13 protein-coding genes are annotated in these 12,250 nt (G+C 55.7%); 2 read left to right on the forward strand and 11 right to left on the reverse strand.

All coding sequences use genetic code 11. The features are described 5' to 3' along the window. Positions 1 to 64 precede the first annotated feature (64 nt). From ACTNC3_RS05815 to mtaB, 7 genes are all read right to left on the reverse strand, one after another. The gene (locus ACTNC3_RS05815; protein ID WP_410042941.1) at positions 65 to 694 is read right to left on the reverse strand and encodes an O-methyltransferase; all 630 of its coding nucleotides are present in this window, start codon (positions 692 to 694) and stop codon (positions 65 to 67) included. 17 nt (positions 695 to 711) lie between these two features. Next, positions 712 to 1,260, reverse strand: coding sequence for an endolytic transglycosylase MltG (locus ACTNC3_RS05820; RefSeq protein WP_441226781.1), 549 nt, complete (start codon positions 1,258 to 1,260; stop codon positions 712 to 714). Between the two features lie 3 nt (positions 1,261 to 1,263). Continuing rightward, positions 1,264 to 2,934 (reverse strand): ribonuclease J, encoded by a 1,671-nt coding sequence (locus tag ACTNC3_RS05825; RefSeq protein WP_441226814.1) that lies wholly within the window; start codon positions 2,932 to 2,934, stop codon positions 1,264 to 1,266. 400 nt (positions 2,935 to 3,334) lie between these two features. Further along, positions 3,335 to 3,601, reverse strand: a complete 267-nt coding sequence (locus ACTNC3_RS05830) for a DUF1292 domain-containing protein (RefSeq protein ID WP_410042939.1) — start codon at positions 3,599 to 3,601, stop codon at positions 3,335 to 3,337. Between the two features lie 79 nt (positions 3,602 to 3,680). Beyond that, positions 3,681 to 4,094 carry a Holliday junction resolvase RuvX gene (gene ruvX / locus ACTNC3_RS05835; protein ID WP_410042938.1) on the reverse strand — a complete coding sequence of 138 codons (414 nt, stop codon included), beginning with the start codon at positions 4,092 to 4,094 and terminating at the stop codon, positions 3,681 to 3,683. 145 nt (positions 4,095 to 4,239) lie between these two features. Next, complete coding sequence (locus ACTNC3_RS05840) at positions 4,240 to 4,503, reverse strand: IreB family regulatory phosphoprotein (protein ID WP_410042937.1); 264 nt, start codon at positions 4,501 to 4,503, stop codon at positions 4,240 to 4,242. Positions 4,504 to 4,544: 41 nt separating this feature from the next. Continuing rightward, positions 4,545 to 6,074 carry a tRNA (N(6)-L-threonylcarbamoyladenosine(37)-C(2))-methylthiotransferase MtaB gene (gene mtaB / locus ACTNC3_RS05845; protein WP_441226782.1) on the reverse strand — a complete coding sequence of 510 codons (1,530 nt, stop codon included), beginning with the start codon at positions 6,072 to 6,074 and terminating at the stop codon, positions 4,545 to 4,547. A 74-nt stretch (positions 6,075 to 6,148) separates the two neighbouring features. On the opposite strand from mtaB, the gene ACTNC3_RS05850 reads away from it, so the two are divergent. Together ACTNC3_RS05850 and thiI are read left to right on the forward strand one after the other, a co-directional pair. Further along, positions 6,149 to 6,391 (forward strand): HPr family phosphocarrier protein, encoded by a 243-nt coding sequence (locus ACTNC3_RS05850; protein WP_410042935.1) that lies wholly within the window; start codon positions 6,149 to 6,151, stop codon positions 6,389 to 6,391. A 135-nt stretch (positions 6,392 to 6,526) separates the two neighbouring features. Beyond that, complete coding sequence (gene thiI / locus ACTNC3_RS05855; RefSeq protein WP_410042934.1) at positions 6,527 to 7,720, forward strand: tRNA uracil 4-sulfurtransferase ThiI; 1,194 nt, start codon at positions 6,527 to 6,529, stop codon at positions 7,718 to 7,720. Positions 7,721 to 7,821: 101 nt separating this feature from the next. On the opposite strand, the gene prmA is transcribed toward thiI, so the two are convergent. The 4 genes from prmA to dnaJ form a co-directional block, all read right to left on the reverse strand. After that, on the reverse strand, positions 7,822 to 8,886 hold the full coding sequence (gene prmA, locus ACTNC3_RS05860; RefSeq protein ID WP_441226783.1) for a 50S ribosomal protein L11 methyltransferase: 1,065 nt from the start codon (positions 8,884 to 8,886) through the stop codon (positions 7,822 to 7,824). Between the two features lie 60 nt (positions 8,887 to 8,946). Further along, positions 8,947 to 10,104, reverse strand: a complete 1,158-nt coding sequence (locus tag ACTNC3_RS05865; RefSeq protein ID WP_410042932.1) for a cysteine desulfurase family protein — start codon at positions 10,102 to 10,104, stop codon at positions 8,947 to 8,949. Positions 10,105 to 10,177: 73 nt separating this feature from the next. Continuing rightward, positions 10,178 to 10,960 (reverse strand): 16S rRNA (uracil(1498)-N(3))-methyltransferase, encoded by a 783-nt coding sequence (locus ACTNC3_RS05870; protein ID WP_410042931.1) that lies wholly within the window; start codon positions 10,958 to 10,960, stop codon positions 10,178 to 10,180. Between the two features lie 150 nt (positions 10,961 to 11,110). Next, positions 11,111 to 12,232 carry a molecular chaperone DnaJ gene (gene dnaJ, locus ACTNC3_RS05875; protein ID WP_441226784.1) on the reverse strand — a complete coding sequence of 374 codons (1,122 nt, stop codon included), beginning with the start codon at positions 12,230 to 12,232 and terminating at the stop codon, positions 11,111 to 11,113. Between the last annotated feature and the right edge of the window lie 18 nt (positions 12,233 to 12,250).

Here is a 12,250-nt window from a genome sequence, read left to right on the forward strand (position 1 = left end):
CTGACATCATCTACTCGATGTGCATCCATCTGACACTCATCGATGCGACGTTTATCTATGTGTTTTATTTTCGAACACTGATCGACACGCCATCGCCGACCGGCAGGATCGCGGTTTCCAGTGCCTCTTCATGCTTCAGGCGGAAGAGATACTCCCGCATGCGGGTATGGATGGTGCGGTCCCTCCGCTCCACCTGGTAACGGCTCTCGATGATGCTGCCGTCCTGCAGGATATTGTCGCTGACGAGCACGCTGCCCGGCGACATCAGTCGGAGGATGTCCGGCAGCCAGACGATATACTGCGCCTTCGCCGCATCCATAAAAATAAAATCGAAGTGCTGCCCCTCCTCAACCAGGCGTCGGAGCAGTGCACCCGCATCCCCCGGAACCAGCGTGATGCGATCCCGGTACGGGCTGCGCGCGAAGTTCCATGTCGCCGCTTCGATTCTCGGTGGATAGCTCTCCACCGTCAGCAGCTCCGCTTGCCCGTCGCAGGCCTCTTCCATGCAGAGGGCGGAGTAGCCGACCGCCGCACCGATCTCCAGAATCCGCTTCGGTCGAAGCATCCTCATGAAACACTTAAGAAGCGCCGCCGTTTCATCCCGGATAATCGGGATTTCCGCTGCGAGCGCTTCTGCTCTGATGGTTTCAAGAAGCTCACTACGATCCGGTTCCAGTGAATGAATATAATTCACAAGCCGTTCATCCGTAATCAAGGGTTCTTTTCCTCACTATCTGCTGTTGTCATGGCACGGGCCGCATCCTGCTGGATGAGGTTTTCGTCCTCCGTACCGCCGACGATTTCCGTACCGTCCGCACCGGTCTCTTCCGCTGCCGCTGTACTTTCCTGTGCTGCCAGCAGATTCTTATCCGCCAGCTCCTTGTTCTTCGTGCCCTCCTGACTCAGGTGCTCGATGATGTCGACCACCGTCATCGACGGGCTCAGTGTATAGCTTCCAGGTTCGATCTCGAGTTCATAGAGATGCGCCTGCAGCACGAAGGCCTGACGATTATCGATCAGCCCGGCCTCCTCAAGGTCTTTCGCAAGCCGGTCCAAGCTCTCGCCATCGGTGATGACGAACGCCTGCTCCGGTGCACCGGCACCAGCCAGGGCATGCTCATAGAACAGTCCGTGACCATAGCTGTACGCCACCCTGATCCCCTGCAGCAGCAGGAAAATGATGGCTGCAATCAGAATAACGCGCCAGGCCATGCCGGTGATGAAGCCGGCTGTCCTGGACACGGAATCGTTTCGGCGCATGCCTTAAACCTCCATAATGATCGGAAGGATCACCGGATCACGCTTGATCTTCTTCCAGAGAAAGTCAGACAGCGAATCCTTGATGATATTTTTAATCTTGCCCCAGTCGTTCACGTGGCGTACGAGGCAGTCATCGACCGCATCCTGCACCTGTACGCGTGCCTCCTCCATGAGGTCCTCGGACTCCCGTACATAGACGAAGCCACGCGACACGAGGTCCGGACCAGCCAGCAGGTGACCTGAATACTTCTCGAGCGTCAGTACGACGACGATGATACCGTTCTGCGCCAGGTTCTGACGATCGCGGATGACGATGTTTCCGACATCGCCGACACCGAGACCATCGACGAAGACGCCACCGGCCTGGACATGATCCTTGATCAGTGCCTCCGACTTTCCGCTTCGTGTCGTGAGCTCCAGTACGTCACCGTTCTCGATCATGAGACAGTGGTCACGCTCGACACCGACCGAGGCGGCGAGACGTGATGCGGTATCCCGCATATGATACTCGCCGTGGATCGGAATCGCGAACTCCGGCTTGACGAGCGAGTACAGGAGCTTGAGGTCCTCGCCGCAGGCATGGCCGGATACGTGGGTATCCTGCAGGATGACCTGTGCATGAAGCATACTCAGCTCATTGATGACCTTATCCACCGCGAGCTCGTTACCAGGAATTGGGTGAGATGAAAGCACGACAACATCGTTCGGCTTGATATGAACCTTCCGGTGCATACCGCTCGCCATACGGCTCAGTGCCGCCATGGACTCACCCTGAGATCCAGTCGTGATCAGTACGGTCTGCTCATCCGGATAGCTCTTCAGCTCATCGATGCTGATGAGGGTACCCTCTGGGATATCGATATAGTGAAGCTCGGACGCTACGGTGATGACATTCACCATGGAACGACCCTCCACCACGACCTTCCGCTTATACTTCGCGGCGGTATTGATGATCTGCTGTACACGATCGACGTTCGACGCAAAGGTCGCCACGATGATACGGTTCTGCTGGTGCTCGGCAAAGATACGCTCGAAGGTACCCCCGACGGTGCGCTCCGACATCGTAGATCCCGGCTTCTCCGCATTCGTCGAATCAGACATCATCGCCAGGACGCCTTCCTTACCGAGCTCAGCGAAGCGCTGCAGATCGATCGGATCACCGAAGACCGGTGTATAGTCGACCTTGAAGTCGCCGGTGTGAACGATGGTACCGGCCGGTGTGAAGATCGCGAGCGCGGCTGCATCCTGGATGGAGTGATTCGTCTTGATGAACTCCACCTTGATATCGCCGAAGCCGACGATATCACCGAAGGCCTGTACGTTCAGCTTCACCAGGCGGTCGAGTCCGCGCTCACGCAGCTTTCCCTCGATGAGTGCAAGCGTCAGCCGTGTTCCATACACAGGCACATTGATCTGCTGCAGAACATATGGCAGCGCACCGATGTGGTCCTCATGTCCGTGGGTGATGACGAAGCCCTTGATCTTCGACATGTGGCTCTTCAGATAGGAGATGTCCGGGATGACCAGGTCGATCCCCAGCATATCGTTGGATGGAAAAGCCAGACCGCAGTCCACGATGATGATGCTGTCATCACTCTCAAACGCGGTAATGTTCATGCCGATCTGATCGAGTCCGCCGAGCGGAATGATCTTAATACTGCCGTTCTTCTTCATCTGTACTTCATCTGACTTCTTTCTTCTGCTGCTGCGGTGGCTTCGGCTGGCGCTCTTCTGCTGTTCCGGTACCTCCACGACTGCACCGGCTGCAGATGCCGCTGCACTCACCATATTCTCATGTGTCTCGGCTTTTCGTGTGCTTCGTCTCCGTGTGGAGCTTCGCTTCGCTGCAGGTGCCTCTTCCTTCACCGCACTGTCCGCTGCCGCACTCTGCAGAGCAGCCGTGCTCTCGGTGTCCTGCGTGCTCTCTCTGCCCTTCGTGGATGGGCGCCTCCGTCTGCGGTGGGTCGGACGCTTCGCCGCCTCACCGGTAGGAAGCTCTGCATGATTTACTTCTTTTACTTTTTTTACTTTTTTTACTTCTTTTACTTCTGCTGCCTTCTCTCCGGCAGTGTGTTCATGATTTCTCAATCGTTATACCTTCTCCTTCTAGGAGCGCAGAAAAGATCTGCATCAATGCTTCGGATTCCTGATCATCTACAAACTCGTAGTCTGCCTCTGCATCCTCCGGGCCGGAAACGTCCTTCATGACGTAGCACTCGCCGTCCTCACCCTCCGGTGCATCCGTAACCAGAATATAATTCACGCCCTGGACGGTCGTCTCCTCCAGGATCTCAAGTTCCAGATTTCCATCTTCTGATGTCAGTCGGATAGTATTTTCCATGTCCGCTCCTTTGTCATGTTCATGGCCGCACCCGCGCGGAAGCCCGGCATGCGACGTCGATGTTTATCCTTGAAGGGTCTCAGCCCCTCAGATACTGTTCCAGGATGAGCTGTGCGGCGACCTGATCGATCACCTTCTTCTGCTCACTCCGCGGGATACCACTCTGATCGAGGATTTCCTCTGCCTCCATCGTGGTGAGGCGCTCATCGGTAAACTCGATCGGAACCGCCACACGTAGCTTCAGCTTCTCTGCGAAGTCTCTCGTTTTCGCTGCGCGATCCCCCTCGGTATCATCCATATTAAGAGGCAGTCCCATCACGATTTTCTTGATCTGGTACTGCTCGACGATTTCTGCAATTTCAGACAGGGTCTGCCGAAGCTTCGACTCCCGGTCCCGCTGGATGGTCTTATACGGCTGTACCGTCATGCCTAGCGCGTCGGTCATCGCGACGCCGACGGTCTTCGAGCCGTAATCGAGTCCCAGTATTCTCATAAATGCTTATCCTATCCGTATGTTCTGAGTGGATGCCGTCCCGCGCAGGTCCCTTCACGGGATTCCTGCGCCAGAATGCCGGTCTCCTCTTTTCATTACCCAAAAAGAGTCTGTCCCACAGGACAGACTCTTCATCATCAACACATTACCTGCTCAGCTTCGCGTCCACGTACGTCTTCATCAGCTCTTCGATGATCTCGTCGCGTTCCACCTTCATAATCAGGCTTCTCGCCCCCTTATGGCTGGTAATGTACGTCGGATCTCCCGACATAATGTATCCAACGATCTGATTAATCGGATTATAGCCTTTTTCCGTGAGTGCCTCATAGACACGGGCCAGAACCTCTGTCACATCCAGATCGCACTCCTGCATCGGTCGGATAATCTGTGTACTGCCTAAATCATTCATTTTGTCACGTCCTCTTAATAACTCAATTAATTTTATAACATTTATAAAACCAATGCAAGTACACATCCTCCACAGATTTCCTGTCCACATACCTGCATTATTTGGCCGATTTTACAAGCTCCCTCTGCCGCATCCGAAAGAGGAATCAGATAGCGCACATAGCACCGGTTATAGCCACGAAGATACGGGCGCCCCTCGATCTCGACGATTTCCTCCGGAATCACGTCCTCGTTCCGGCCGAGAAAGCGGCGGCGGAAGGCCTCGGACTGCTGCGCGTCAAGCTTCATCAGTCGTTCGGAGCGCTCGGACTTCACACGATCCGTAAGCTGCGCCGGCATGCGGTCGGCCGCCGTTCCCTGCCGCCGGCTGTACTTGAAAACATGCAGCTCGTAGAAGCCGATCTCCTCGACGAAGCGACAGGAATCCTCGAAATCCGCTTCACTCTCCCCCGGAAAGCCGACGATGACATCCGTTGTGATCGCCATCTCGGGCCAGGCTGCACGAAGAAGCGCGACCGAGTGACGGAAGGCTGCCGTATCATAGTGCCGGTTCATCGCTGCCAGGATGCGGTCTGAACCACTCTGGAGCGAAAGGTGGAAGTGCGGGCATAGCTCCGGAATCGCCCGCAGCTCCTCGACGAACGACTCCGTGATGATACGCGGCTCGAGGCTGCCGAGACGAACCCGCGCGATGCCCGGTACTGCCGCCACCGCACGGATCAGTGCGAGGAGATGCGTCGACGGAATCTCATGGTTCATCGCATATTCATAGTTCGCATGATCGAAATCGAGGCCGTAGGAAGAGAGGTGGATGCCGGTCAGCACGACCTCGTGATAGCCGCGACGGGCGAAATCTGCGACCTCCTTCACCGTGTCCTCGATGGAACGCGAGCGGATGCGTCCGCGCACGTATGGGATGATGCAGTAGGCACAGAACTGATTGCAGCCATCCTGCACCTTGATGAAGACCCGTCCCTGATCGGCGATCTCACCGGCCCGGAGCTTCGCGTACGGCTGTGGCTCTGCGATATCCGACACGAAGCAGGCAGCGTTCGATCGGTCCGCCTGCGCCTGGTCGATCACTGCAGTCCGGTCGGCGGCAGCGTCCACGGACGAAGCGGCGGACACACGGACCTCCGGATCGGTATATACGTGCCGCTCGTCTGCATCAGCGCCAGAAGCACGGAGGGACGCTGGAAGCCTGTCCGGGTGGGTCGTCCAGTACGCCTCGAGAATCGACAGCAGACGGCCCTTCTCCTGATTACCGACGAGGATATCCACCGCGGTATCCATCTGAAGCTCCGCGGCGCGCGCCTGTACATAGCAGCCGGCTGCGATTACGACGGCCGCCGGATTCATGCTCCGGGCCTTATGAATCATCTGCCGCGACTTCCGGTCGGCGATGTTTGTGACGGAGCAGGTATTGATGATATAGATGTCGGCTGCGACGCTCTCCCAGGGCACGATCCGTATGCCGGCGCGGCGGAGCTCCTCGAGCATCGCGTCCGCTTCATAGGCATTGACCTTGCAACCCAGATTATGCATGGCAGCAGTTAATTTAAAGTATTCCATTCTATTGACTTTTGATAAGCGTTTTCCTAGAATTAATCTGTATTATGAATAATATTTTTAAGGAGGACTAAATCGTGAAAACCGTTCGTATCTCGCTTAATTCTATCGATAAAGTAAAGTCTTTTGTCAATGAGCTCGTGAAGTTCACTGATGTTGACTTCGACCTCGTATCAGGCCGCTATGTAATCGATGCCAAGTCCATCATGGGTATCTTCTCCCTGGACCTCAGCAAGCCGATCGATCTGAACATTCACGCGGACGCAGGTCGCATGGATGAGATCGTCAATGCGCTGACACCTTATATCATCGCGCAGTAATCGTATCATTAAGCTGATAAATTAACAAGTATCATGATGAGTGCGCGCTGTTCGGTGCGTACTCATTTTTTGTCTGGCGGGCACGGTGCGGATGGCATCGGCGGCTCGCTTCATCCCTGTACAGAAAGAGGTTTTATGCAGTATCAGAGCTTTCTCATCAAGTATGCGGAGATCGGCACGAAGGGGAAGAATCGTTATATCTTCGAGGATGCCCTCGTGCATGACATCCGGAAGAAGCTAGAGCGCGTCGAGGGTGAGTTCCGTGTCACCCGTGAGCGCGGACGTATCTATGTAACGGCGAAGTCGGAGAACTATGACTACGAAGAGACCGTGGATGCACTTCAGCACGTTTTCGGTATCGTCGGCATCTGCCCGATGATCCAGATGGAGAACACACATGACTATCGTGCGATCAGTGATCAGGTGCTTACGTATTTCGGCGAGGTCTACGGTGATCGTACGCTGACCTTCAAGTGCCGCACGACCCGTGCCGACAAGGAGTTCCCGATGAGCTCCACGGAAATCGACGCTGAGCTCGGCTACGATATCCTGACGAAGTACCCGAACACCACCGTCGATGTACATCATCCGGATGTGCTGCTTCGCGTCGAGATCCGTCAGTATGTCAACATTTTCTCCGAGGTGCTTCCGGGCGCCGGCGGTATGCCGCTCGGTACAAACGGCAAGGCGATGCTCTGCCTCTCCGGCGGTATCGACAGCCCGGTGGCCGGCTACATGATTTCACGTCGTGGTGCCGTACTCGAGGCGACCTACTTCCATGCACCGCCATACACCTCCGAGCGTGCGAAACAGAAGGTCGTGGATCTGGCCAATGAAGTCGCCCGCTACACAGGACCGATCGCGCTGCATGTCGTCAACTTCACGGATATCCAGCTGAAGATCTACGAGGAGTGCCCGCACGAGGAGCTGACGATCATCATGCGTCGTTATATGATGCGTATCGCCGAGGCCATCGCCGAGAAGCGAAACTGTATCGCACTCATCACCGGTGAGTCCATCGGTCAGGTTGCGAGCCAGACCATGCAGTCCCTCGTCTGCACCAACGAGGTCTGCCATCTTCCGGTCTACCGTCCGGTCATCGCCTTCGATAAGCAGGAGATCATCGACATCGCCCAGAAGATCGGCACGTATGAAACCTCCATCGAGCCGTTTGAGGACTGCTGCACCATCTTCGTCGCGAAGCATCCGGTCACGAAGCCGGTACCGGAGAAGATCCGCGCTTCCGAGCAGATCGTGTATGACGCGATGATCCCGATGGTTGAAAAGGCTGTAAACGAAGCCGAGCTCATCTGGTGTAACGGCAAGTAAGAAACATATCCGTATCTTCATCGAATCACCATTCAGATACGGTCAGAAAAAGGCGTCCCGCAGAGAACGGGGCGCCTTTTTGATGTGTTTTTCTGATGTGATCACTTACGGCGTGCGGTCACATTGACCCACTCGCCCTGGTGGTTGACTTCCAGTACCTCCCAGATGTCCTCATGCTGGCGGAAAGCCTCGAGGACCTCTGCCTCACGCTGGTCGAGGATACCGGAGGTGATGAAGAGGCCACCCTTCTTAAGAAGCGGTCCCACCTCAGCAGTCAGCAGTACGATGACCGGTGCCAGGATGTTCGCCACCACGATGTCGTACTTTCCGAGACCCATCCGGGTCTTGATATCCTCATCGCCGATCACATTGCCCACCACCATATCGAAGCAGCTCTCCGGGAGCTCGTTCGCCTGCAGATTATCGTGCACCGCCGGCACAGCTTCCTCATCGAGGTCCGTTCCGTAGACATGGCCGGCGCCGAGCTTCAGCGCGGTGATGCCGAGGATACCGGAGCCTGTACCGATATCCGCGATTTCATCACCTGCCTGCATGTACTTCTGCAGCTGGCGGATGCAGAGCTGGGTAGTCTCATGCATGCCGGTGCCGAAGGCGGTACCCGGATCGATCGCGATGACGAGCTTATCCCGATCCTCCTCCGGAACGGCTTCCCAGGTCGGCTTGATCAGGAGATCCCCGACGGTAAACGGGTGGAAGAAGGTCTTCCAGTTATTGATCCAGTCCTTATCCTCTGTGTCGGAGGTATCGATCGTGCCGAGGCCGATATCGACATACTGCTTCATCTCATCGAGGGTTTCCTGCACCTCCTGAAGCAGCTTCTTCAGCTCCTGCGGAGTATAGACGTTTGAGGTGTTCGGCATGTAGCTGGCGTCGACCGCTGGATCCTCCATCATCTTCTGTACCTTCGTGAGCCGGTCCTGCTTCTGCTCCGGATCCAGCACCTCGACATAGAAGCTTACCTCCGCTGTGCCGTCATCCGGTCCGATCTCCGGCAGGATATCGATAAACATCCCCTTCGTATCCTCCTCGGACAGCGGGATGCGATCCTCGATCTGTACGCCGTCAATGCCGAGCTCCGCCAGGTTTGCACTGAGGATATCCTCCGCCTCGGTCGTCGTATGAATCGTAAATTTTCTCCAGATCATCTTCTACTCTCTTTCTAGAAATTCACTTTCTGTGTTATAAAGGACACTTCGATTTTTGGGTCAGAATCGTGTAAAACGACGAAGCACCGGAAGCAGCTCACGGAGCGCGTCCATGCAGATATCGACCTCTTCCTTCGTATTTTCGGCACCGAAGGAGAAACGGATCGTGGAGTCCAGCAGCTCCGGCTTCACACCGATCGCCTTCAGCGCACCGGAAATACCCGGGTGATTGCTGGAGCAGGCACTACCGGAGCTGACATAGATGCCTTTCTCCTCGAGTGCATGCAGCAGTACCTCCGCACGCACCTTCTCGAAGGATACCGAGAGAATATTTGGTGCGGACAGTGCGCCGCGCTCGGAATTGATGGTGACACCCTCGAGGGTTTCCAGAGAATCGATGAAGTAGTCCTTCAGTGCCTCGAGGGAGGCCTTATTCTCCTCGAGATGTGCGCAGGCCATCTCGGCGGCGAGACCGAGGCCCGCGATGCCCGGAACATCATGGGTACCGGAGCGCATATCCTCCTGCTGACCGCCACCATAAATCAGCGGGCGCAGTCGGATCTTCTCGTCCTTATAGAGAAAACCGACTCCCTTCGGGCCATGCAGCTTATGACCGGATACCGACATCATATCAACATGCTGCAGCTTCGGACGAAGTGGAATCTTGCCATAGGCCTGGATCGCATCCGTGTGGAACCATGTATTCGGATTACACTCCTTCACGACACGTCCGATCTCCTCGATCGGCTCGATCGCACCCATCTCGTTGTTCACGGTCATGATCGTCACCAGGATGGTATCTGGACGGATCGCCGCACGAAGATCATCGAGGGAAATATGTCCCTTCGCATCCACTGGAAGATAGGTCACCTCGTAGCCGAGCTCGACGAGCACATCCAGCGGACGGTAGATCGCCGCATGCTCGAACGCGGAAGAGATGATATGCTTTCCCTGCTTTCGCTTCGCCATCGCCGTCCCGAAAATCACGGTATTGTTTGACTCCGTGCCGCCGGAGGTGAAGAAGATCTCCTTCGGCTTCACCTTCAGGGTCGCAGCCACCTGCTCCCGCGCATGACGGAAATACTTCTCGGCGTCGAAGCCCTTCGTGTGCTTCGAGGACGGATTTCCGTAATCCTCGGTCAGGGTCTTCATCATCAGCTCCACAACCTCCGGATACGGCTTCGTCGTTGCAGAATTATCAAAATAAATTTCTCTCATGTTTATGTCCTGTCTTTCTATGAACGGCCGTGACATATCCCGAAACATGTTCACCGGCTTTCGCTTTTCAGGCTTACGCCTCGATCGATTCCAGGGTCAGCATCAGGATGCTCATACTGGTGATTGCCGCTGTTTCTGTACGTAAAATGCGTTTTCCGAGGGTGATCGGCTCGATGCCATGCGCCATGGCATCCTCGATTTCCACATCCGCAAATCCGCCCTCCGGTCCGATGAAAACCGCGATCTTTCCATGCTTCGGAAGCTTCCGAAGCTCCTCCATGGTATGACGGATATCCTTCGCGTTTTCATACGGGATCAGCCGGAGATCGAAGTTTTCCACGAAGCGCATGGCATCCTTCCACTTCATGACCGGCATCACCTCCGGGATGATGGAACGCTTCGACTGCTTCGCAGCCGCCTCAGCGATCGCCTGCCAGCGCTCGACCTTCTTCGCTGCCCGCTTCTCATCGAGCTTTACGACGGTGTTTTTCGTATCGAGCGGGATCACCGCATGGGCACCGAGTTCGACGGCCTTCTGCACGATGAGCTCCATCTTATCCTGCTTCGGAAGCCCCTGAAACAGATAGATATCCGCCGGCAGCTCATGCATCTCCTCCACGAAATCGATATGGAGCAGCACCTCCTCCGCGCTCATCTCCGCCTCCGCGCACCCGTCCGCATCATGAATCTCTGAAACCGTGCACTCATAGTCCGTCCCCTCGCCATCGGAAATCAGAACCTTCTCCCCCGGCTTCGCCCGAAGCACCTGTCTGAGATGCCGGTAATTCTCACCCGTGAGCCGCACCAGCCGTGCCTCGGTATCGATGTCTGTTCTATCTACAAAAAAATGATGCATTTCTTCCTCACATGCGTACTCGCGTATCGCATCAAACGAAATCTGATGTTAAACCGCCGCTATTATAACAGACGATACAGAAAAGTGGAAGAATCTAAAAAAACAGCCCCGGAGGACAGCTACTGCAGTCCTCCGGGGAATCGGGTATCATCATGCGTCTACGGTCTCGCCGCAGGCCTCCGCGTAAGCCTTCAGTGCCTCACGCTGCTTTTTATTCAGTTTCGTCGGAATATTGACGACGATCGTCACATACTGATCGCCTCGAAGATTCGGGTTGCTCAGGCTCGGTACACCCTTGCCACGCAGTCTCGTCTTCGTATCCGACTGGGTGCCCGGCTTGATCTTCAGCTCCACCGGACCATCCACGGTCTTGATCACCTTCGTACCGCCGAGTGTCGCGGTCGCGAAGCTGATCTCCTCGGTCGAGTAGATATTCGTACCCTGTCGCTTGAAGAACGGATGCTGGGAAACCGCGACATCGACGAGAAGATCACCTCTCGGACCGCCATTGGTTCCCGGATCACCGCCACCGGAACGGCGCAAGGTCTGTCCATCATCGATACCGGCCGGGATCGTCAGCTCGATGTTCTTCTCCGTCGCGATGTAGCCCTCGCCACGGCAGTCCGGACACTTTTCCTTGATGATCTTACCCGAGCCATGGCAGTCCGGACAGGTCACCACCTGCTGCACCGTACCGAACATGCTCTGCTGTGTCATCACCACCTGTCCACGGCCGCCGCACTTCGAACAGGTCTCCGGCTGTGTGCCCGGCTTCGCGCCCGTACCATTACACTTCGGGCAGGTATCCTTATACCGGATCTTGATGTTCTTCTTACAGCCCTTGATGGCCTCGTCGAAGCTGACACGAACACTCGTACGGATCGACTGACCACGGGTCGGCTGGTTTCCTCGACTGGCACCGCCATAGGAGGAGAATCCCCCACGACCGCCGAAGCCGAACAGGTCTCCGAAAATATCGGAGAAGTCCATGCCACCGAAGTCGAAGCCACCATAGCCTGTACTCTGACCAGCTGCCGAGTTCGGATCGAAGGCTGCATGGCCATAGGTGTCATACGCCTTTCTCTTCTCCGGATCCGAAAGAACTGCATAGGCCTCGTTGCATTCCTTAAATCTGGCTTCCGCCTCCTTATCACCTGGATTCGCATCCGGATGGTACTTCTTGGCAAGCTTACGGAATGCCTTCTTTATCGTTGCGTCATCTGCGTTTTTATCCACGCCGAGGACTTCATAGTAATCACGCTTTTCTGCCATGTGTTTCTATCTCCTGCT

It is taken from the genome of Oribacterium sp. HCP3S3_B9, from assembly GCF_052064255.1.
GTDB lineage: Bacteria > Bacillota > Clostridia > Lachnospirales > Lachnospiraceae > Oribacterium.